Genomic DNA, 21,478 nt, shown 5'->3' on the forward strand with positions numbered 1-21,478 from the left:
GGTTAATAACCTTTATTTTGTTTCAGGTTTTCACTACTGGCAACTTCGCGCACCGGAATGGCAAATACATGGTGTACCGCGGGGTCGAACTGACGTGCAGGCCACACTTCTATTTCTTCCAAGGAGGAGATAGCTCCTCCTGCAAGATTTACCTTAAACCCGTGCAGTGGCTGTGCATACGTCGCCTGCGCATCACCCCAGCGAACCAGGTCAAGGTGACGCCACGTACCCCATTCAAAGGCAAACTCCACACGCCGTTCATTCTTCAGTTGTGCTTTTGTCGCTTGGCTATTGCGTTCCAATCCGGCCCGCTCCCGGACGTCATCCAGCAGCCCTTTCGCCACGGGATCTCCCTCGCCATTTTTCCAGATCAATGCTTCGGCCTTAATGAGCAGGATCTCTGCATACCGCATCAATGAGATGTTGAGGTCCGTGGTCATGTTGTTCCCATCCGGATTCACGGTTTTGCCGATGGCGTCAGCATCCCGGAACGGTGCCAGGTACTTCCTTAAGGTCATTCCGGTCGGGCTCGAAGTGGAGGACGGGTTCACTTGCCAAATAATATCATTGCCAATGAATGAAACGTGATCGCCGGGTGCCACAATGGTAGCGGCCCGGCGTTCATCCCCTTCTTCAAATGCGTTGTATAATTCCAGTGTTGGCTGAAAATATCCCCAGGTGTTGTAGTAGCCAAAACCAGCGTTTTGGAAGGAAATACCTGGCCATTTCGAACCATCGATCTCATTGCTCGTTACGCTGAGTATATACTCAGGACTCCAGTTGTTTTCAATTTCAAACACATCGGCGTACTGGTCCAGCAGCCGGTGTTTCTGCGAATTGATCACCTTGTCGGCATAGGCGATCGCAATATCGTAAAACGACGCATCGTACTGTGCTGCATATAGCGCTGCCCTTGCCGCGAAACCCCATGCCGCAGTTTTGTGAGTCAGTCCCCAGTCGCTTTTGGGAATATCCTCGAAAAAAGGCAGGTATCCGGACGCCTTTTCCAAATCGTCGATAATCATTCGGTAATTCTCGAGTACCGACGCCGGACGCGGCACATCGATTTCCTCCGTCGGCGTACTTTCTGTCACGATGGGAATTCCCCCATTGGGACCGTTGTCGCCGTACCAAGGGGCAAGCCAGAGGTAGGCAAACGCACGCCAGAAGTAGGCATTGCCCAATACGGTATTGCGTACTTCGTCGGAAATAGCAGTTGCCTTCGGAATATCTGCAAGTATCCGGTTAGCGTAATTGATGGTTTGGTACATCTGCGGCCAATTGTCACGCACATCCCGCGACGTCGATCCATTATCGATAAAGTTTTTGATGTTGGCCGCTTCTGCCTGCGTGCGGCCCGTCACCATATCATCGCTGGCATTCTCATACCAGAAAAACCCTCTACCCGTAGTTCCTTCTCTGTACTGCCATTCATATAAGGCATACACCGTTTGCATGGCCTGCTCATCGGACATACCACTTAAGTCTGAAGGTTGACCATACGGCTCGAATTCCAGAAATTTGTTACAAGACGTAAACACAACCAGTGTGATCGTCGTTATCATTAAGATCTTCTTCATCTTCAAAACGGCTATTTGCTTCTTAAAACGAAACGTTAATTCCTAAACTGAACATCCGCGATACGGGAAACCGGCCGCCATCGATCCCTAAGTTGCCTACTTCGGGGTCAAACGCCGAATAATCGGTGATCGTCAACACGTTTTCGGCATTGGCGTACACCCGTATATCGGTCTTGCCCACTCCACCGATTCGGTCGACTACACTACGGGGTAACGCGTACGACAGGTTTACATTCTTCAACCGCAGGTAATCTGCTTTTTCTAAGAAATAGGAGGATACTTTTGAATAGTTGCCATTCGGATCATCGATGAAAGACAACCTCGGTACTCCGGAATTAGGATTGTATTCAAATGATTGCAGGATGTCTGTGGTCATATTCCAACCTTTCAATCCGGAGGAAGACATGGCCCGTACACCATTGAATACATTTACGCCGGAAACCCCCTGCCAAAATAGGCTCAGACCGAACCCTTTCCACGTGGCTCCCAGTGTAAACCCATACGAAAAATCAGGATAATCATAGGCGCCCATGTATTGCCGGTCGCCATCGTTGATGATACCATCATTATTGAAATCCACGAAACGAATATCTCCCGGTTTCGCTGCGGGCTGGATTAACGATGTTTCGCCCGTTTCGGTATGGGTATGGGTGTAGTTGTTTATCTCTTCCTGGGTCTTGAAAATTCCATCGGCTTCGATCAGGTAATACGAGTACCAAGGCTGCCCCACGACCGATTGCAAGGGCTGCATCGAGTTTACACCCTCCGAGTGCGGCACAATCGTTCGCTTGCCCAAATTAAGCACTTTATTCTTCACAGTTCCTAGATTTCCCCGGAAATCCAGCCCTAGATCACCGAACTGCTGATTGTAGGCCAATGAAAATTCAAATCCCTTATTCTCAACCTGCCCGACATTGATTTCCGGAGGGGAGGCTACACCTGCTACGGATGGTACTGGCAACGGCTCGATCAGGTCGTTGGTCTTCTTATTGAAATAATCAGCGGTCAAATTGAGTTTATCATTGAAAAAACCAATATCGATCCCAAAATTCGCCTGTTCAGCGCGTTCCCATTTCAAGTCCGGATTCGGGATGGTATTTTGATAGAGGCCAAACACTCGTCTATCGGAGTTTTCTCCGAGGAACAAACCATAATCTCCTAGCCGATAAGGCGGTGCATAGATGAACCTACGGACCGATCGGACATTGCCCACTTGCCCCCAGCTAACACGGAGTTTAAGGAAACTCAATGCGTCGCTCTTTGGCATAAAGGGTTCAGAAGTGACCTTCCATGCCAAGGATGCTGCGGGGAATATATCGGAATTATCATCGGGGTTCAGCTTGGAAGAAGCGTCCCGCCTTACACTTCCGGTGATAAAATAACGATCGTCGTATGAATAGGAGAACCGGGCCAAATGCGAGATGATGGATTCCTCCCAGATAGATTCGCCCGGCCTGTCAGAACTCCAGTCAGATGCGTTTTCAAACACCACATAGTGCGGATATTCGAACTGGTAGCCGCGGGTGTATACATTGTGGCTCCGCCCCGTGGAATAATTCATCGTAAAGGCCGCTAAAGCAGACACATAATGCTTGCCATTAAACGTTTTCGAATACGAGAGAATGTTTTCCCAGTTCCAGTTCTTGTCCAACGACGAACCGATGTTGTGGTAATTTTCGTCGATGGTCCTTCCCGGGGCGGTGAATCTTCCCGTGAAGGTTTCCCCACGGAAACTGGAAGTGTTGTATGAAAAATCCGACTTAAATTCCAATCCATCTATGGGTTTTATGCGCAATGAGGATAGCGAAAACACCCGGTTAGTGGGATTGTGCTGCCGCGTGTTCAGCAATTGGGTAACGGGGTTCAGCAGATCGGCTTCCACACTGAATCCTTCAGCCAGGGCCCACCGCGGAACCGTCCCGCTCGGAAGTCGGTTGCCCAAGTCATCGTATTCATACATTTCATTGAAGCGTGGATACGCCATGGCGCTGAATACCGCACCGGTATGGCCTGATCCGATTTCACTTTGCCCATTGCTGTATCCATAAAGTAAACTCTGATTCAAGCTTACCCATTTATTGATTTTGAAACCGAGGTTCAGCCGTGCCGTCAGGTTTTTATTCCATGTGTTTAACAACGTACCTTCTACGTCGTCATAAGCAAGTGATGCCAGGGCATTCAGCGATTCGGTTCCCCCACTGAGGGTCACGTCATAATGTTGCATGCGGCCCGACCGAAAAATCTCGTCGACCCAATCCGTACGGGTTACATTGCCATAGGAAAATTGCGCGGGGTCATAAACAGGCGGGAGGTTTCTTCCCGCTGCGGTCGATGCGTCTTTCCACAATCGGTTGAAATCTTCTGCAGAAAGTACTTCCGGCGTCCGCCAAGCCTGCTGCACACCGTTCCACGCATTGACATCCACGCGCACTTCGCCTGCCCGAGCTTTCTTGGTAGTGATGACAATTACGCCTCCCGAACCGGCATAAGCACCGTATATGGCAGAAGAAGCCGCATCTTTCAGTACAGTGACCGATTCAATATCGGCCGGGTTGTAAGGTGCATTGGGTACCCCATCAACGACATACAGTACCCCATCGCCAGAGCGGTTACCGCGCCCACGTATGCTGATATCACCGGTAGCGCGTGGGTCGCCGCTTTGTTGTACGCGCACACCGGGCATCTCGCCTTGCAAAATGTTACCCAATGTGGCTGGACGCCCTTTGAACCGTTCGCCCACGTTGACGGACGACACCGCCACAGACAAGTCTTGTTTCCGGTTTACCGCGTATCCAATCGCCACGACTTCATCCAGCACGCTGGCTTCTCCCCCCAACTGCACGTCGACGGTCGCCCGTCCGGCCACATATTCTTCGATGGAGGGAAACCCTACATAAGAAAATATCAGTACGGCGTTTGCCGACACCTGGATGGTGTACGCACCCTGTTCGTCGGTCATGGTCGACCTATTCGATTGCTTTTCAGTCACCGTGGCACCTGCCAACGGCTCGCCCGAGCTTTGGTCCGTAACCCTGCCCGTTACCGTACCTTGTGCATATACGCTGCTGTACAGCGCAGCGAATATCAATAGCACCGATAGCTTTAAAAGATAAACTTTCCTCATATTAACGATTTTAATTAAGCGGACTACTTTCCGCGACAAGTATACATACGGCATTAAAACTTTGGATTAACTCCATGTTACGATTAGCCTACTACGAAATTGCTATTTCTTCAAACTTATAATTGTATAGCAAACTAATCGCTTTTCATGCAATAAATCAAGGGGTTCCCTCGTGATACAAGCGCAAAGGTTTGCGTAAAGGGATAACTTGCGTTTGGTTATCTGACGTATCTTAACGAACTTAGGGACATCGTAACGATACGACTACCAATTAATAACCCCAAATGCAGAAAAACCGTCAGACGACTATCATTGACATCGCGAAACAACTGGGTGTATCCCCCTCTACGGTCTCCCGAGCACTTCACAACCATCCTTCAATCAGTGCGGAGACCAAAAAAAATGTATTGGCACTGGCCGAAAAGTACAGTTATCAACCTAACTTGCTCGCATTAAGCTTACTTAATAAAAGAACCGGCATTATCGGCATAGTGGTGCCCGAGATTACCAGCTACTTCTTTGCTACGGTCATCAGCGGTGTACAGGATATGGTTTCTTCTGCAGGGTATAAGTTATTGATCTGCCAATCTAACGAGTCGTTTGAAGAGGAAAAAAAATTATTGCAGGATATGGCCCTGCTTCGTGTGGATGGGGTGCTGATTTCTCCGACTTTCCGCACAAAAACATTTGATCATTTTGATCGACTGAAAAGCGCTGGAATTCCGCTCGTCATCTTCGATCGTGATTGCCCGCATTATAAAGCCGATAAGGTACTGGTAGATAGTTATGACGGGGCCTATCAAGCCGTGGAATACCTCATTAAAACCGGCCGGCATAATATTGCTCACATTGCAGGTCCCATTGCCTTCCCTACTTTTAAGCAACGCCTCGACGGCTACCTGAATGCGCATTACGACAACAACATACCGATCCGGTCCGAACTAATCGTTTATAGCGATGGCTTTTCTTCGGACTATGGCGTGGATGCTTTCGTACAACTTATCGCGCGCAACAAAAAACTGGATGCCCTTTTTGCGGTCAATGATGCCGTTGCCATCGGTGCCATGCGTGTCATCCGTGAAAACGGATACCGAATACCGGAAGATATTTCCGTAGTAGGTTTTGACGATGAATCCTATGCACAATACTATTTTCCGCCGCTCTCTACCGTTTGGCAGCCCGTTTATGAGTTAGGAATGCTTTCTGCTAAAATCCTGCTGGATCATTTTGCCAGTAAGGAACTAGGGGAGCGCTTTCGTTATGAAATATTGAAGCCCGAATTGGTAATCCGCGAATCATCCATATCGCTGAGCTGAAGTCAGGTAGTCATCCGTCTGACCAAATCTACCGGACAAACCACGGGATCGCCAATTGAGACAGATGATCCGGATACGGGTTGCTGCAAGGCATCGATCAACGTTTCGGCTACTTTATCGGCCATCTCATGCGGATATTGCTCAATGGATGTAATGGACGGTGTGATAATGGACGTTCTTGGATCGTTGGAGTAACCGATGATCCGCAGGTCTTCAGGAATCCGGATCGCACGCTCCCGCGCAAACTCCACAGCCGCAATTGCAGTGGTGTCGTTTGCAGCGAATAAGCCATCGGGCACATCGTGGCCATCAAACAATTTGCGAAGACTATTCCATGCGTTTTCCATCGTCAATTCATGGTGATAAACCCATTCTTTACGTAGGGCGACATCCTGTTTGGCCAGCGCATCCATGAAACCGCGGGTACGTTCATGATAAATGCTGCACGATAGGGGTCCACTTACGTAAGCAATTCGCTGGCAACCAGCACCAACCAAGTGATTGCCTGCCAGCAGCCCTCCGCGGTAATCATCGCCCTTTATGACATATGAAGGTGTCCCTTCAGCAGGCACACGGTCATAAAACACCAAGGGAATTCCCTGTTTCACGAATCCCTCGAAGTGCGAAATATCTTCCGTATAGAGGGTGAGCGACACAACGAGTGCATCGACACGTGCCGAATACAACGAATTGGCCAGTTCCTTTTCCAGTTTTACGGAATCATTGGATTGGCAGATCATCAGGTTATATCCTGCCGCCTGTAGCTGACGCTGCAATGAGGTAATAAAAAAAGCGTGGAAATACATCGATATCCGCGGAACAATCAATCCGATGGTATTCGAACGCCGGTTACGGAGTGAAGAAGCCATGCTGTTATGGCGATATCCCATTTCCTTGGCCATCTCCTTTACTCGCACGCGCGTAGCCTCGCTGATACGCAGATTATTATTGAGTGCCCGCGAAACGGTAGCTGGCGATATGCCCAATGCCCTGGCGATGTCTACGATGCTGTTTTCAGACTTCGGTTTCCTTGGTGTCATGACGTAAAAGCCGTAAATCCAAAACAACGGTATTTTTACCAAAAATGCAAACGACACTCATTAATACTGCCCTGTACTTAACAGTACCAACGTACAGGCTTCCACCACTTCAATACCTTGCTGTTCGGCCAAGGCTTTCAATTCGGGATTTTCGGTGCCCGGGTTAAAGATGATGCGCTGGGGTTTCGTTTGGCTAATATAATCATAGTATTGCGGCTGCCGCTGTGGACCAATATAAAGCGTGATGGTGTGGATGTCTGACAGTACGTCGGCAGCACGCCGTATGGGTACCCCAGCTACTTCCCCATTTTTTATACCAATGTTTACAATTTCATGCCCTGCCGCCACCAAGCGATTCGCAGCCAAATAGGCATAACGTGCCGGATTATTCGTTGCGCCCAAAACGAGGGTTTTCTTTTGTTCCATGATTCACAAAGGTACGAAACATTGTGTATTCAATTGGCCAAAAACTCCCCCTCGGTCGAATAAGCACCCTGGCGGATAACCGGCATACCCAGAATTTTATACAGTTCATCCAAATGGAGTAAGCTACCATTCGCAAGATTAGTCAATAACACGATGGTAATGTCTTCTTTCAGGTCGCGGATATACAGATTACGGAAGCCATGCCACCAGCCGGTATGGTATACCACCTTATGGTCCCCCGGATCAAACGTGCGCCATCCATAGCCATAGTTAAACAGTTCCTTCTTTGGCGTGCTGTATCCAGCATAGGCAGAGTCGAGCGTTTCTGGTTTCAGTAGCCGCCCATCCCGCAGGGCACGATCAAACAAAAACAGGTCTTGCACCGTGCTATAGATCCCCTTATCGCCTACAGGACCATCCTGAAAATTCTGTACGACCGAACGTCGCCAAACTTTGTCGTGTCCCACTACCACGCTCGACGGGATTTTCTCATAGACCGCTGTCGAATAAACCGCGGTGTTTTTCATACCCGCGGGAGAAAACACCTGGTCCTGCATATAAACCGCAAAATCCTGGCCGGTTACCTTTTCGATGATGGCAGCTAAGACCATGTAATTGGTATTGTTGTAAAAAAACCGTACATCCGGGTTGGCATATTTATCCGGCTTATGGGTGGCCAATAGATGCATTACCTCCCTATTGGACATGCCTTTCCGTTTATCCGGCCATATCTCTGTTTTATCCGTAAAATACAGGTAGTTCATCAACCCCGATCGGTGAGTAAGCAACAACTTGATAGTTACACCGGGATAGGGGAAGTCCGGAAAGAACTCATCGACTGTCTGATCGAGTTTGATTTTGCCTTCCTCCCAGAGTTTAAGTATCCCGGTTGCCGTAAACGGTTTAGATACCGAAGCCAACTCAAACTGCGAAGTGATTTTCAGGCTATCCTTCATCAGGTAATTAGCCCATCCAAAGGTATTCTGATAAAGAATTTTACCCTTCTTCGCAATGAGTACATTCCCGTTAAAGCCCGATCGGCTATGCAACCGTTGCATAAATGCGTCCAGGCGCCGGTCAGCGTGGCCCGCATCATACACCAGCATTAAACTGTCCTTTTCGTGTTGTTTACGTTCAGCCTTGGCTTTTTTCTTTTCGGTGGACGTACACGACGCACCAATGAGCGCAGTGAGTAAGGTAATAAAGATAAGGTTTTTGAACAACGGCTTCCCAATAATCGTCATAGCGCGCTAAAGTATTGCAATTGACTTGCAACAGCAAACTTTTTGTTTAATTAACGGAAATTTCAACCTAAATATTACAGGTTACACCCGGGTTTATCCATGGATATGTTCGGTTGTGCCATACGACTTGATGAGGTTGCCTTCAAATTCCAACCATTCCTTCCAGCGCTTATCCACATCCATATCCGTCGTATATCGCTTGGCAAAATTCAAAAATGTGGTGTAATGACTAGCTTCCGACACCATTAGATCGTAGTAAAATTTGGCCAGTTCCGGATCGTTGATGTTTTGCGACAGCACACGAAAACGCTCGCAGCTGCGGGCCTCTATCATCGCAGCAAAAAGCAGCCGGTCTACAAAAGCCGTATTACGGCTTCCATCTTTTTTCATAAATTTCATCAGTTGATTTACGTAATCATCTTTACGTTCACGCCCCAATGTGTATCCACGCTGCTTAATGATGTCGATCACCAGTTGGAAATGCTGCATCTCTTCGATGGCGATTGCTGTCAATTCATGTACCAAGTCTTGATGTTCCGAGTTCTGGGTAATCAGCGAAATGGCATTGGTAGCTGCCTTTTGCTCACACCAGGCATGGTCTGTCAAGATTTCTTCCAGGTTGGATTCGGCTATATTGGCCCAACGCGGATCGGTCAGCAATTTTAGTCCCAGCATTCGTAATTGTTTTGGACAAACTTACCCATATTTTCCCAAAAAAGACAGCCACCGGATAAGTGGCTGCCGAACTATATAGAGACTCCTTGGAGATTATTTTGCCGCAATGGTTGTGCCTACATCAGAAAAACGGTTCACCCGTTCAATCGCCGCGGCAAAGCACCGCTCCGCTTCCTGTAAAAGCGGCGTCGTTTCTTCATTCACCAGTTTAGCGTATCTTTTTTTCGATTTTTCGAAACCCTTCTGCTCCCTTAAAAGTTCCCTTTTGAGCTGGGATTGCAAGCGGGTCAGCTGTTCCTTCTCATAAATGTCGCGCTGAGCGTGCTTTTTAGCATAATTAGCTTCTATTTGCGCAATGACTTTCTTACTTTCTTCGACACGGACTCCTTTCTTGATGTCCTGCTGATAAACCCCCACGAAAAATACCCGGTCACGCTCCAACTCCGCATGGTTACCGTGGCTCTCACGGATACGGGCTTCGGCCAGTCTATATTGTTCCCACAATACATCTACATTCCGCTGGTGAAATGCAATTGCCTGCTTAAACGCTTCGGTACTTTTTTGGTCATTAGCCAATTCATGGCGGCCTCCTTTTTCAACATACGAAGCAGTATGTGTGGTGGCGGTACTGTTTCCTACTGCCGCTGTGCAGATCAGGACACTTAATACGAGTGATTTCATAATAAATATGCTTTTGTTTTTTGTCTTTTTGTTTTTCTGACTTTCTGCTGATAAGACGACAGGATTGGAAAAACGTTGCACGCTATCGGTGGGATAATAGACGAACCGCCCGTAGTAATCGACCAAAGAGAAGTCAATTAGACGAACGACGGTTTTGGGTAGACGAATGTGTATTGGGCTTATCCCTTTTTCTTTTTCCGCTCGGCTTTGAGTGGATCAGGCAGGTAGCGCAAAACAAAAAACGAAGCAAGCGCCAACAAACAGGAGCCAACAAACGTAGTGATGGCAAAATACATATTGTCTTGCAGGGCATTATTCAAGGCGCCAAATAGGAACCAGATCTGTATGCTAACAAACAAGACCAGCAATAAAATAATCCCCAACATCAGGGAATTTGTTTTATTGGGATGCGCTTCATTTTGCGAACTTCGGAAATCACTCATTTTTTATGTGCTATGCGTTTTTTTCTTTTACGTATACCTTTCCATCTTTAATCACTACCTGTAATTGCGGGAGTGGTCTTGGAGGCGGCCCTTGCAGCACCTCACCGGTGTCGGCACTGAAGAAGCCATGATGACAGGGGCATTCGATTTTCTTTAAATCTTCGCGATAGCGTACGGCACAGGTGAGGTGTGTACATTTTTGCTCAAAAGCACGCCATTCGCTTTCTTCAAGGTGAACCAATATATATGGGACCGTTTCAGCACCTTCGATTTTAAACTGGAACATCTGCCCCACAGCTACGTCTGTTTCCTGGCAAACGTAATGTTCGCCCTCCAGGGGTTTAGCCGGGAATAAGAGCGACCGAATGACAATAACCCCATTGGCCAATGCAAGTGTACCCGAAAATAACGCCAAAAATTTAGCGAACTCACGGCGACTTACATGCGTTGCTTTCTTTTGCTGGATAGGAAAATCACTTTTCCAGTTCGGCATATCTTGTGGATCTGGCACCGCCTTTTTCATTGCCATAACGCTGCTTTTCAGTCTACAATCAATTGTTTAGCACCTTTAGGCATCATCACGTACACCTTTGTCTTCACTTCTTGGTTGCCAAACTTAAAAGAATTAACCGGTGTACTGTTGGGTCGCATACGGGCAATTTCTTCATGCGTACCGTAATACAAAGCCTGACTGGGGCACACCGTAGCACACATCGGTTTTTTACCGGCACTGGTTCGATCATAGCACATATTGCATTTCATCATCAGCTCCGCTTCTTCCATCTTCTTTGGCACACCAAAAGGACAAGCCAACACACAATTGGAGCACCCAATACAACGGGGCGTATTGGCCGAATGAACTACGCCGAAGTCATCCTGATGGATGGCATCGGCCGGACAGACATTCGCGCAAGCGGGATTTTCACAATGCATGCATACCTGCACCGTAGTTTGCACGCTCACCGCCCTGTCTACATAGTTGACGTGGATCATGCTTTCCTGGCCGTTTGTTTCGCATTCGGCACACGCCATCTCGCAGGCATGACAACCGATACAACGTTGCATATCTACAAAGAAGGCCATATCCATGTTATAATTCGTTTCTGGCATAATGGGTCTTTTTATGTTTGTTGTTCTTTACATTTAGTTTATAGATCACTTTGGTAAGCGGTTTCCGTAAGGGCCGCTGAAGCTACCTCACCGGTAGGAATCAACTGGCAGGCACAAACTTTAAATTCCGGAATCTTCGAAATGGGATCCAGGTTTCCAATCGTCAGTTGATTTGCTGCGTGCTTCCCTCCCCAATGGTAGGGGATAAAAACAGTGTCTTCGCGGATGGTTTCCACCACCTGCGCTGGAAACTCGGCTTCCCCCCTACGCGTTTTTACCCGCACCAGATCGCGTGTTTTGATACCGTAACGGGATGCCAGTTTGGGATGTATTTCCAAGAGTGGTTCGGGATACTGATCTACCAACTTGCCAATCCGCCGGGTAGAGGTACCGCTCAAGTATTGCGAAACCACCCTACCTGTTGTCAAAACTACCGGAAAATCTTCGTCTGTTACTTCTGTCGGAGGTTTAAAACGTACCGGATTAAAATGTGCTTTTCCATCGGGTGTACTAAATTTCCGATCTTCCCAGAGCCGGGGTGTACCGGGGTGCTCCAGTGATGGGCAGGGCCAGAAAATACCCATCTGGCTTTCAACCTTTTCATAGGTAATGCCAAAGTAATCGGCCGTACCCCCTTTTGATGCCAGCCGAAGTTCGTTAAAAATCGCCTCGCTTGATGCAAAACTGAACTTATCGGCTTCACCCAGTCGTGCTGCCAACTCCATAATGATATCGCCATCCCTTCGGGCATTTCCGGGTGGTGTAACGGCTGCATTGATTTTTACGACACGCCCTTCTGCTGTGGTAACGGTACCCTCTTCTTCCTCATGTAAGGAACCGGCCATAACGATATCTGCGTAACGCGCCGTTTCACTCAAAAAGCTGTCGATACACACGTAAAACTCCAGTTTTTCAAATGCCTCGCGCACATATCCATTATTAGGTAAAGACACCAATGGATTGAAACAAATGGAAATAAGCCCTTTGATTTCACCGCGATGGATGGCATCTATTTGTTCATATGCCGTTAAGCCTTTCCCGGGCATTTCGCTTTCATTTATCCGCCATACATCAGCGATGTATTGCCGATGAGCTGGATTCGTGATATCTCTGTTGCCCGGCAGTTGGTCACACTTATGCCCGTGTTCTCTTCCTCCCTGTCCGTTTCCCTGCCCGGTTATGGTTCCGTAACCGCAGTAAGGTTTGCCAATACGGCCGGTTGCCAATACCAGATTAATACAGCTCAGTACATTATCTACCCCTTTCGAATGATGCTCGATTCCCCTTGCATGAAGCAAGAAACTGGTCTTGGCCTTTCCCCACAAACTCGCGGCTTCCCATATCTTTTCCTTGGCAACGCCCGTATGTACTTCCGCCCAATCCAGGTCGTAATCTTTTACGGCCTCTATCGTTTCCTGAAATCCGACGGTGTGATCGGCAATAAATTCGTGGTCCAACCAATCGTTATCTACCAGTATTTTGAGCATCGCACCGAACAGCGCCGAATCACCCCCGGGTTTCACATCCAGATGCAGATCGGCGGTACGAGCCAGTGGAATAACACGTGGATCTACAACAATCAGTTTAGCACCCTGATCGCGGGCTCGCCATATGTAATGTGTCAGCGTGGGGAACGTTTCGCTGATATTAGCTCCGGCAACAATGATCACTTCCGCATGCGCCAGATCTGCCCAGCTGTTTGAACTCCGGTCTAGACCAAAAGCCTTCTTATTACCCGCGCCGGCGCTCACCATACACAGTCGGCCATTGTAGTCTAAATTTGCGGTTTTTAAAGCTACACGTGCAAATTTACCCATCATGTAGCTTTTTTCGTTGGTGAGCGATACCCCACTCAGCATAGCGAATGCATCCTTCCCGTAGGTTTGCTGAATACGCCTGATCTCGCTGACTGTTTTTCCCATCGCCTGCTCCCAGGAGATGTGTTCAAACCCCTCTCCCTCTACACGTTGTATCGGAGCCATGAGCCGATCTGGATGATTGTTTTGCAGATACCGCTCTACTCCTTTTGGACAAAGTCGGCCTTCGTTATATGGAAAATCCATCCAAGGTTCGAAACCAACTACCTTGTTTTCTTTTACCTTTAACTGAATACCACATTGCATGCCGCAATAGCAACAATGCGTTTTAACCAATTCATCAGGCTCATGTGCCCCATAAAAGCCTGATTGCGGGGGATACGCTTTATGTGGACCGAATGCTGCAATAAGCCGATCAACCGATGTAGGAAGTTTTGCCATACAATGATATGCTTAACCAAAGAATTTACCAGACTCCTTGCGCACCCGAAAATGGGCAGCGGCCAACGCCGATCGTTTTCCTTCTGGACTTAAATCGAGATGACTGGAACCATCTGGCTTATCAAAATCAAAGCCCAATTCTTTGGTTACTTGTTTTAAATCGTTAATATGTGTCTGCGATGCAAATGCTTTCTTCGTATGTGGACAAATAGCCATTCCTCTCCGGGCACCTTCTACTTTATAGAGGTTCGCTCCGAGTTGCGCAAACCGCTGGTAAATGTGAAAAAACTTACCAAAAGGTAGCCATAACAAAAAGAGAATGACGGTAATGGCATGGGTAACCGCCATAAATTGATATGTTTTACCTTCCAGAAAGGTATAGTCATACGAGATACCCACCCCGGTAACGGATATGGCGATCAGTAAGACCAGCGGCAGGAGATCATCTTCAAAGGTCTGGGTTGCGATGAGGCCGCCATTGGTAAACCGGCGATTCATCATGATAACGGCACCGACCGTTACCAATATGGAACACCATACCAAGCAATGAAAAATAATAAACGCCAATGGGGAACCCAGCCGAAAAGTTCCCGCTTGAAAACCAAACAACATCGCATGATAGGTTTGATCATCGCCCGGACGGAGTTCGAAATTAATCCAACCAAAAGTAAGTGGTATGGTAACCGCAAAAGCCAAGAGGCAGCCCGTTGCTAATAAAAAGTGGCCAAACCACCTGCGCCGACTCCGGAAGGCAATAAAGCGCTGAAATAAAATATTGCGAAAAAATAATTTGATAGAATGCCAAAGATAGGGAAAGAAATGCCTGCTAAAAAGAAAACGCATGCTGCGTTGCCAATAAAGCCGGGTAGGCGGCCGCTGAATCCATACTGAATAACGATAGCTTGTACCGAATACCGCAAAGACAGTCCCCGTTAAATAGGCAATTAATGCAGGATCGAAATTTTGGAGCTTACGCGATCCTAACCAGACTAAAACCACAACCAACACCGTCAGGGTGAACGCTTTGAGGAACGCACGGCGATTTAAGGTTTGAAAAAGCCTATACATATTTATTGGTTATATTGTTTTAAAAAGAACAACAATAAGATGACAAAAAAAGTCTTTCATTGTTTGTTAATCATTCACAGCTATCCGGTTTTTCTTACGAAAAAGTGAAAACAAGTAACGAAGGAACCCCACTACGAGAGCCACCCATGCAAATAATGCTACGTAAATAAATATTTTTGGAATGAACCGTATAAAGGTAATATTCAACGCTTCACATAAACGGAATGTACAAACGGTATACATACCCAGCGGAAAAACCATGGCCCAATAGCTCGGATCATACCCTCTTGCTGTAGTGGGCACGGGTACTTTTTTTATTACATGCCGCCAAAATCCCAATAAGATTAACAAGGGAATCCACCATGTTCCTGCTGCCCAGTAAAATAATGTAAAACCGTTGAGAAAGGGTAACAATTGATCAATAAAGGGATACGCTTTCGCATGCAAAATAAGCATAGAGCCCGCCAGTGTAGAGATGGCTGTAGCGCCCATATTAATCCAATAGGGAGCTCCAAACTCATCGGCATTCAATGTGAAGAACGATATGCGATAGATGATGAGCGACATGAAATAAAGGTAGAAGAGACAGCCTAACAGGAAAAAGCATAAGGCTACAAACAAGATAAACGAAGCACGGTCTCCCAGTTGATGAGCAATAAAGGAAATGAGTACGGACAGCGCTTGTATCGCGACAATAAAGACCAACCAGGTTCCGTTAATACCCTCTTTCAAAGGCAATTTATCTTCTTTTACTGTAATATTAAAAAAGAAACCGTAACCGATTAGCAACCATGCCAATAAAGCAATGATCAACAAGATTTTAGCAAGTGTAAAAGCCTGATAGAGCACAATCAGTTGATTGCCGAAAATACAGAGTGCAGCAATGATGGTAAAAAAGCCGGGGCCCCGTTGGTAGCTCGTAAAATCATTCCACATTTCGGCGCGATAACGTATTAACCGATAGCTGAATAAAAAAGTTAACACCACAAAGAAGCAGCTATTCAGGTAAAAAAGCACATGGGCTACTGCGATAAGTCCGTCCAAAAAAGCGGCTATTGATAAAATACCCGTGGCCATTACCATGGCAAAGTACCCAGGTAATAAGTTTTGGATTTTCTGTTGAACAAGGCTGTTCATAAGTACCAATTTAAACGGGCTTAAATGGATTTTCTTTAAAGATATGCTTTTCTATTTATAGTACTTCCTCTTAAGCGCATTTTTTTAGTTTTAACTTAGATCCGATGTTGTTTCTTTTTTTTATATTCGTCGTTCCCTATCACCAATTTGGGGCACAATGAGGAGATTAAGGTTTCTAATAGGCATTTGTATGGTACTGGTTGCCGCCGTGGCTTGTGAGAAACAGTCGATGATGGGAAGTCCGGAGGCAGAAAGCCTGTTGTTGGATCGGCTGCATGATGAAATCGATTCGCTCGCATCTGCCTATCCCTGCCATGATGCCGCCGAATGGCGTTTTACCGCTGTCGGTGAAAAGCCTTGCGGAGGTCCGGCGAGCTACGTTGCCTATTATGCGAAGATGGATACGGCAAATTTCCTCAATAAAGTGGAAATCTATACGGAACGGCAGCGCGCCTATAATATAAAATGGAACGTGGTGTCAGATTGTCTTTTTTTGACTCCCCCAAGTCATATTGTTTGTGAAGACGGCAAGGCGAAATTGGTTCGGGACTTGGAAACGGCCCCTGAATAATGCAGCCATCAAGATATTTTGTCCCAACCAATACCGGGTTCTTTGCGGGCGAGGTATTCGCGTAACCGTGTATTTCGGGGGTTGTCCAGTTTTGGATCCTCCTTAAAAATCTGGATAACCCGGTTGCGTACTTCGGTTAGCAAGGCTTGGTCAGTGGTAAGATCCGCCAATTTGAGATTAAGTGCGCCGCTTTGTTGTGTCCCGGCCAAATCGCCCGGACCCCGCAATTGCAGATCCACTTCGGCAATTTCGAATCCATCGTTGGTGCGGACCATCGTTTCAAGCCGCAATTTACTTTCTTTGCTAAGTTTACTTCCCGACATCAAAATACAATAGGACTGTTCGGCTCCACGGCCTACACGTCCGCGTAACTGATGCAACTGGGATAATCCAAAGCGCTCTGCATTCTCAATGACCATCACCGATGCATTCGGCACATCCACCCCTACTTCTATAACGGTTGTTGCCACCATGATTTGTGTCTCCCCCTTTACAAAACGTTGCATTTCAAATTCCTTATCTTTCACCGGCATTTTCCCATGTACAATACTGGCATGAAAACGTGGCAACGGGAATTCTTTTCGCAACGTTTCCAAACCTGCTTCTAAATATAGCAAGTCTATCTTTTCACTTTCCTTGATAAGCGGATATACGATATATACCTGCCTGCCCTTGGCAATCTCTTCCTTCATAAAGCCAAACATACGCAGGCGGCTGCTTTCATAGAGATGCAAGGTCTTGATGGGCTTTCGGCCGGCGGGCAGCTCGTCTATGACCGAGATATCGAGATCTCCATACAGTGTCATGGCCAGCGTACGGGGTATGGGCGTGGCGGTCATTACCAGCATGTGCGGAGGGATCTGATTCTTGCGCCACAGCTTGGCACGTTGTTCTACGCCGAAGCGATGCTGCTCGTCGATGACTACAAAACCCAGATTTTTGAAACGTACCGCATCTTCAATCAACGCATGTGTTCCTACGAGAATGTCAAGTGTCCCTTCTTCCAATTGTCCATGTATGATCCGTCGGTCTTTTTTAGGAGTAGAACCCGTGAGCAGTTGTACCGATGCGAGCCCATTGCCCAGCAGCTTTTTTATACTGTGGTAATGCTGCTGGGCCAATATCTCGGTCGGTGCCATCAGGCAAGCCTGAAAGCCATTATCGACCGCCAGCAGCATGCTCATCAACGCAACAACAGTCTTTCCACTCCCTACATCACCCTGCACAAGGCGATTGAGTTGTGCACCCGATGCGGTATCTTTTCGTATCTCCTTGATGACACGTTTCTGCGCGTGGGTCAACGAAAAAGGCAGGTGATCATTGTAAAACGTCTTAAACCTGTCGCCCACCACTTCAAATCGATGTCCCCTGAACCGTTCCGTATTCAGCAGTTTGTTTTTCAACAACTTCAATTGGATAAAAAACAGTTCGTCAAATTTCAGTCGGCGGGTGGCTTGCCCGAGTTCCTGCTGATTGCGTGGAAAATGGATAGCGACTACGGCTTGGGGTAGTGGCATCAACCCATGTGCTTCAATCACATATTCCGGTAGCTCTTCCACCAATTGAGCGGCCAGGGTTTCCAGCAGCGCTACCTGCAACCGTTGAATGCCCCGGCTATCCAACGCAAATTTCTTAAGCTTTTCGGTAGCGCTATAAACCGGTTGCAGATGCATATTGCCCACTTCTTTCGCTCCACGCTGATACACTTCCATCTCGGGATGTGTCATCGAAAGCTCCTGATTAAAAACATTGGGTTTGCCATAAATAACATATGCAGTACCCACTTGCAAGGATTTCCGCAGCCAGCCGATGCTTTGGAACCACACCAGCTCCATCGCTCCTGTGTCGTCCTTGAAAAGTCCCACCAAGCGCCTGCTTCTCCGCTCCCCCCGCTCTTCCAAATGTACCAACCGTCCGATGACCTGTGCCGCCGGCATATCAGGATGTAGTTGCCGTATTTTGTGAAATTGTGTCCGGTCGATGTAACGGAAGGGGTAGTGTTTCAATAAATCGTTAAAGGTGTGGACGCCCAGCTCACTCTTAAGTACTTCGGCGCGGGCAGGTCCCACACCTTTCAGGTACTCAATAGGGGTTATGATGCTGTGTTGTGCCACAACGGGAGCTGATGTTCACCGGTCTGCGTGTATTTACGCCTTCCAAGCGATTACGGAAATTTCAACATTGACATTTTTGGGCAGCCCTGCTACCGCTACCGTTTCCCGAGCAGGGGCCAGCTCGGTGAAGTACTCACCGTACACCGCATTGACAGCACCAAAGTCATTCATATCACGCAGGAAGATCGTGGCTTTCACAACATCGGCAAAGGAATACTCCGCGGCTGCCAATATAGCTCCCAGGTTGTTGAGCACCTGACGGGCTTCTTCCCCCACTGTTCCCTGAACCAATGCCCCACTTTCAGGCGACAGGGCAATCTGTCCGGATATATACAGCGTATTCCCGGCTTTAACGGCTTGATTGTAGGGACCAATGGGTGCCGGTGCGCTCTTTGTGTTGATGATTTCCTTCTTTGTAGACATGATCGTATATAAATGAATCAACTAAACTTATTTAAAAAAAACGTTCGACAATTTTATACAGAATCGCCAAGAGAAAGATAATAATTGCCGTTGCATTAATGATATGCATCACGCGGAGGTTAAAGTTATCGGGCCTGTTTGGATCTTTTTTCCTAAAAAAGTACATGATGGTACGAAATTAAAAAAAAGCCGCCCCGAAAACAACAATTCGGAGCGGCACTGTGTTTTCCTGACCAAAAAGATTATTTCACCCGTTTCAAGGCTCTCTCCGCACGTTTATTGGCGGCACTTATTTTGTAATTGAACCAACGGTCTTTAAAAATTTTCCGCATGGTATTGTCAAAATTACGGGTAATGACCAAGTTTCTGAACCCCCGCCACTTGTCATAAACTTTTGACGGCAAAGCTCGTACACTGATTGAATAGCCTTCGGTCACGTACTGGATATAGTGCCACCACCCGGATGGCATAAATAGGGTTTCTCCGGGATGTATTTCTGCTTCATACCCATTCAGGTATTTCAGCGCGGGGAATTTCCCATAATCGGGGTTTTTGATATTGGCAATGCTATGGAAATTATACGGCAATTTGTACATTAAATCGGATTGCTCCAGTGGAAAAAGCCATATTTTCTTAATTCCCTTGTACTGCGTGATAAACACGTGCGACATATCAATATCAAAATGATTACGCGTGCTGGACCCTTCCCCGCCAAAAAAGAGATAAGGTAACCATTGCAGCACTTTTCCGCCGGTCACATCGTTATAAATCAGATCATGGTTCAGTTCCGGCTTTAGTTTCATCAGGTTAAACAGGAAAATACGCAGATCAGTAGGCCCGCGTTCAATCAAGTCTAAATACTCACTGAATTTCATTTTGGCAACAGGGGCGCTTGCCGCTCGATCATTCGACGCATCTTCCCGCCCATGTAGTGAAATCACTGCATCTCCGGCTATTTCCTTGAAATAGTCATAGCTCCATTTTTGCCAAGCAGGACTATCCTTGCTTACGAAATCGTCCATAATCACGGGGACTCCCTTATTCAGGTAGTCTTTAATGAAGTCAGCCGAGCTTATCCCGGAAATTTTTTCTACTTTTTTGAGTTGCACGACTTAATATCCGTTTAAAAAACTAATTGTTAAAGCATCCTGCAAACTTAGGAAAACTTCATATGTCCCAATACGCTGTCCCCCAATTTTACATTTGCATTATAAAAGGAACCTAACTATTTACGTGCCAAAAAATAAAAAATTTTGTTAAGTGATGAAAATCATTTTTCGGTGCTTAATAAGACCACAAGTCTTGCTCAAAATCTACCAAGCTTTTCTTAATGCGTGCTGCCTCATTAAGCCGCTCCACACCGTTGTCGATATAATCCCTTATCCTTACGTCTTCCGGATTGGATTGCTTTACAATATAGCTCGCGAACAGGCGCTTGATAAACACATCGTCATAACTTAGCCCGGTCGCATCGTTATGCCTTGAGGTCACCTCTTTGTTCACGAAAATATGCCTAGCTTCGGGGAAGTAAATCCAAAAGGCCGGATAGGCATCTGCCGATATCGAACCGGCATCTGCACCGGTATCCAGGCCCGGAATGTCAGTAAGAGCTTCGTCACTCCCTAAATCGCCGGCCACGGCCGTCCCGCCAGTGATCTCATCTACCTTTGGGGTCACCAAGGGTGCAATACCGATGATACGTGGTTCGAACACCGACCGTTGTTTATCGAATATCCAGTCTTCCTTGATCCGGAAGCGCACGACATCGTCGGGATTAAACGCAGCAGCTTCAAAATGAGATGCAATCACATTGCCATCTTCATCGTACTCTTCAACGAGCGTGCTATCCGCACCAAACCGACCGAGTACCTGATCCGGTGCCAAACGGGTCTTAAAGCTATCACCCGTGGGATCGTCTTCGGTAGGGGTAGGATCGTACGCTGTGAGCTCACCTGCCAGCACGGCATCCATAATGACATCGATTAGCCGTGATTTGGGAGAGGCATACAACGTATTCATTTTCTCACGGATGTCAAACTCGCGCCAGATGCGTTTTACGTACGCCACATCGGTAGGACGTATAACAGAATAGGGTACCACTTCGCGATCCAATATGTCTGATTTGACATAGTAGCCATCTACCGGGGGCTCTTCAGCCGCGATCGGTGTAGTACTGTTTGAAAGGTTGCCTTGCTGCGCATATGCGGTAAGTCCAACGAATACAAAAACGGAAAAAACAAGTACCTTCATTGTGACCTCCTTCATCGA

The 21,478-nt window shown here is 47.1% G+C and carries 20 protein-coding genes; 2 read left to right on the top strand and 18 right to left on the bottom strand.

Annotation, left to right across the window (positions count from 1 at the left end):
- Window positions 1–2: 2 nt before the first annotated feature.
- Together BMZ56_RS17155 and BMZ56_RS17160 are read right to left on the bottom strand one after the other, a co-directional pair.
- Window positions 3–1,580 (bottom strand): RagB/SusD family nutrient uptake outer membrane protein, encoded by a 1,578-nt coding sequence (locus BMZ56_RS17155; RefSeq protein ID WP_090628760.1) that lies wholly within the window; start codon window positions 1,578–1,580, stop codon window positions 3–5.
- A 22-nt stretch (window positions 1,581–1,602) separates the two neighbouring features.
- Window positions 1,603–4,704, bottom strand: a complete 3,102-nt coding sequence (locus BMZ56_RS17160) for a SusC/RagA family TonB-linked outer membrane protein (RefSeq protein WP_177195187.1) — start codon at window positions 4,702–4,704, stop codon at window positions 1,603–1,605.
- A gap of 284 nt (window positions 4,705–4,988) precedes the next feature.
- On the opposite strand from BMZ56_RS17160, the gene BMZ56_RS17165 reads away from it, so the two are divergent.
- Window positions 4,989–6,020, top strand: a complete 1,032-nt coding sequence (locus tag BMZ56_RS17165; protein ID WP_090628763.1) for a LacI family DNA-binding transcriptional regulator — start codon at window positions 4,989–4,991, stop codon at window positions 6,018–6,020.
- Between the two features lie 2 nt (window positions 6,021–6,022).
- Here BMZ56_RS17165 and BMZ56_RS17170 read toward each other — a convergent pair whose 3' ends face one another.
- The 11 genes from BMZ56_RS17170 to BMZ56_RS17220 all read right to left on the bottom strand — a co-directional run bounded on the left by BMZ56_RS17170 (window position 6,023) and on the right by BMZ56_RS17220 (window position 16,102).
- Window positions 6,023–7,060, bottom strand: a complete 1,038-nt coding sequence (locus tag BMZ56_RS17170) for a LacI family DNA-binding transcriptional regulator (protein WP_090628890.1) — start codon at window positions 7,058–7,060, stop codon at window positions 6,023–6,025.
- Between the two features lie 60 nt (window positions 7,061–7,120).
- On the bottom strand, window positions 7,121–7,486 hold the full coding sequence (locus BMZ56_RS17175; RefSeq protein WP_090628764.1) for a CoA-binding protein: 366 nt from the start codon (window positions 7,484–7,486) through the stop codon (window positions 7,121–7,123).
- Window positions 7,487–7,515: 29 nt separating this feature from the next.
- A complete protein-coding gene (locus BMZ56_RS17180; protein ID WP_090628765.1) occupies window positions 7,516–8,730 on the bottom strand; it encodes a serine hydrolase domain-containing protein in 1,215 nt (404 codons plus the stop codon).
- Between the two features lie 93 nt (window positions 8,731–8,823).
- Window positions 8,824–9,405, bottom strand: a complete 582-nt coding sequence (locus tag BMZ56_RS17185) for a MiaE family protein (protein WP_090628766.1) — start codon at window positions 9,403–9,405, stop codon at window positions 8,824–8,826.
- A gap of 93 nt (window positions 9,406–9,498) precedes the next feature.
- Window positions 9,499–10,086, bottom strand: a complete 588-nt coding sequence (locus BMZ56_RS17190; RefSeq protein ID WP_143072953.1) for a hypothetical protein — start codon at window positions 10,084–10,086, stop codon at window positions 9,499–9,501.
- Between the two features lie 179 nt (window positions 10,087–10,265).
- Window positions 10,266–10,529, bottom strand: a complete 264-nt coding sequence (locus tag BMZ56_RS17195) for a hypothetical protein (RefSeq protein ID WP_090628768.1) — start codon at window positions 10,527–10,529, stop codon at window positions 10,266–10,268.
- Window positions 10,530–10,539: 10 nt separating this feature from the next.
- On the bottom strand, window positions 10,540–11,058 hold the full coding sequence (locus BMZ56_RS17200) for a QcrA and Rieske domain-containing protein (protein WP_090628770.1): 519 nt from the start codon (window positions 11,056–11,058) through the stop codon (window positions 10,540–10,542).
- Window positions 11,059–11,069: 11 nt separating this feature from the next.
- Entirely contained in the window at window positions 11,070–11,639 is a 570-nt protein-coding gene (locus BMZ56_RS17205; RefSeq protein WP_090628771.1) for a 4Fe-4S dicluster domain-containing protein, read from the bottom strand.
- Window positions 11,640–11,677: 38 nt separating this feature from the next.
- The gene (locus BMZ56_RS17210) at window positions 11,678–13,897 is read right to left on the bottom strand and encodes a molybdopterin oxidoreductase family protein (RefSeq protein ID WP_090628773.1); all 2,220 of its coding nucleotides are present in this window, start codon (window positions 13,895–13,897) and stop codon (window positions 11,678–11,680) included.
- A 12-nt stretch (window positions 13,898–13,909) separates the two neighbouring features.
- Complete coding sequence (locus BMZ56_RS17215) at window positions 13,910–14,965, bottom strand: MFS transporter (RefSeq protein WP_090628774.1); 1,056 nt, start codon at window positions 14,963–14,965, stop codon at window positions 13,910–13,912.
- A 66-nt stretch (window positions 14,966–15,031) separates the two neighbouring features.
- A complete protein-coding gene (locus BMZ56_RS17220; protein WP_090628776.1) occupies window positions 15,032–16,102 on the bottom strand; it encodes a tellurite resistance/C4-dicarboxylate transporter family protein in 1,071 nt (356 codons plus the stop codon).
- A gap of 157 nt (window positions 16,103–16,259) precedes the next feature.
- Here BMZ56_RS17220 and BMZ56_RS17225 point away from each other — a divergent pair, with 157 nt between their 5' ends.
- Window positions 16,260–16,673 carry a hypothetical protein gene (locus BMZ56_RS17225; RefSeq protein WP_143072954.1) on the top strand — a complete coding sequence of 138 codons (414 nt, stop codon included), beginning with the start codon at window positions 16,260–16,262 and terminating at the stop codon, window positions 16,671–16,673.
- 8 nt (window positions 16,674–16,681) lie between these two features.
- Here the strand turns inward: BMZ56_RS17225 and recG are convergent, their stop codons facing one another.
- From recG to BMZ56_RS17245, 5 genes are all read right to left on the bottom strand, one after another.
- Complete coding sequence (recG, locus tag BMZ56_RS17230; protein ID WP_090628779.1) at window positions 16,682–18,787, bottom strand: ATP-dependent DNA helicase RecG; 2,106 nt, start codon at window positions 18,785–18,787, stop codon at window positions 16,682–16,684.
- 33 nt (window positions 18,788–18,820) lie between these two features.
- Window positions 18,821–19,210: a RidA family protein gene (locus BMZ56_RS17235; protein WP_090628781.1), complete on the bottom strand. Its 390-nt coding sequence runs from the start codon at window positions 19,208–19,210 to the stop codon at window positions 18,821–18,823.
- A 31-nt stretch (window positions 19,211–19,241) separates the two neighbouring features.
- On the bottom strand, window positions 19,242–19,376 hold the full coding sequence (locus BMZ56_RS26190) for a DUF6728 family protein (RefSeq protein ID WP_317048198.1): 135 nt from the start codon (window positions 19,374–19,376) through the stop codon (window positions 19,242–19,244).
- A gap of 76 nt (window positions 19,377–19,452) precedes the next feature.
- A complete protein-coding gene (locus BMZ56_RS17240; RefSeq protein WP_090628782.1) occupies window positions 19,453–20,319 on the bottom strand; it encodes a cupin-like domain-containing protein in 867 nt (288 codons plus the stop codon).
- Between the two features lie 175 nt (window positions 20,320–20,494).
- Window positions 20,495–21,475, bottom strand: a complete 981-nt coding sequence (locus BMZ56_RS17245; RefSeq protein WP_090628784.1) for a gliding motility protein GldN — start codon at window positions 21,473–21,475, stop codon at window positions 20,495–20,497.
- Window positions 21,476–21,478: the final 3 nt, after the last annotated feature.

The organism is Parapedobacter indicus (genome assembly GCF_900113765.1).
GTDB classification, from domain to species: Bacteria; Bacteroidota; Bacteroidia; order Sphingobacteriales; family Sphingobacteriaceae; genus Parapedobacter; species Parapedobacter indicus.

Coding starts and splice junctions, on each gene's coding strand:
- BMZ56_RS17215 (WP_090628774.1), bottom strand. CDS start 14,965: ATGTATAGGCTTTTTCAAACCTTAAATCGCCGTGCGTTCCTCAAAGCG.
- BMZ56_RS17235 (WP_090628781.1), bottom strand. CDS start 19,210: ATGTCTACAAAGAAGGAAATCATCAACACAAAGAGCGCACCGGCACCC.
- BMZ56_RS17210 (WP_090628773.1), bottom strand. CDS start 13,897: ATGGCAAAACTTCCTACATCGGTTGATCGGCTTATTGCAGCATTCGGT.
- BMZ56_RS17175 (WP_090628764.1), bottom strand. CDS start 7,486: ATGGAACAAAAGAAAACCCTCGTTTTGGGCGCAACGAATAATCCGGCA.
- BMZ56_RS17205 (WP_090628771.1), bottom strand. CDS start 11,639: ATGCCAGAAACGAATTATAACATGGATATGGCCTTCTTTGTAGATATG.
- BMZ56_RS17190 (WP_143072953.1), bottom strand. CDS start 10,086: ATGAAATCACTCGTATTAAGTGTCCTGATCTGCACAGCGGCAGTAGGA.
- BMZ56_RS17160 (WP_177195187.1), bottom strand. CDS start 4,704: ATGAGGAAAGTTTATCTTTTAAAGCTATCGGTGCTATTGATATTCGCT.
- BMZ56_RS17165 (WP_090628763.1), top strand. CDS start 4,989: ATGCAGAAAAACCGTCAGACGACTATCATTGACATCGCGAAACAACTG.
- BMZ56_RS17155 (WP_090628760.1), bottom strand. CDS start 1,580: ATGAAGAAGATCTTAATGATAACGACGATCACACTGGTTGTGTTTACG.
- BMZ56_RS17200 (WP_090628770.1), bottom strand. CDS start 11,058: ATGGCAATGAAAAAGGCGGTGCCAGATCCACAAGATATGCCGAACTGG.
- BMZ56_RS17180 (WP_090628765.1), bottom strand. CDS start 8,730: ATGACGATTATTGGGAAGCCGTTGTTCAAAAACCTTATCTTTATTACC.
- BMZ56_RS17220 (WP_090628776.1), bottom strand. CDS start 16,102: ATGAACAGCCTTGTTCAACAGAAAATCCAAAACTTATTACCTGGGTAC.
- BMZ56_RS17225 (WP_143072954.1), top strand. CDS start 16,260: ATGAGGAGATTAAGGTTTCTAATAGGCATTTGTATGGTACTGGTTGCC.
- BMZ56_RS26190 (WP_317048198.1), bottom strand. CDS start 19,376: ATGTACTTTTTTAGGAAAAAAGATCCAAACAGGCCCGATAACTTTAAC.
- BMZ56_RS17195 (WP_090628768.1), bottom strand. CDS start 10,529: ATGAGTGATTTCCGAAGTTCGCAAAATGAAGCGCATCCCAATAAAACA.
- BMZ56_RS17170 (WP_090628890.1), bottom strand. CDS start 7,060: ATGACACCAAGGAAACCGAAGTCTGAAAACAGCATCGTAGACATCGCC.
- BMZ56_RS17245 (WP_090628784.1), bottom strand. CDS start 21,475: ATGAAGGAGGTCACAATGAAGGTACTTGTTTTTTCCGTTTTTGTATTC.
- BMZ56_RS17185 (WP_090628766.1), bottom strand. CDS start 9,405: ATGCTGGGACTAAAATTGCTGACCGATCCGCGTTGGGCCAATATAGCC.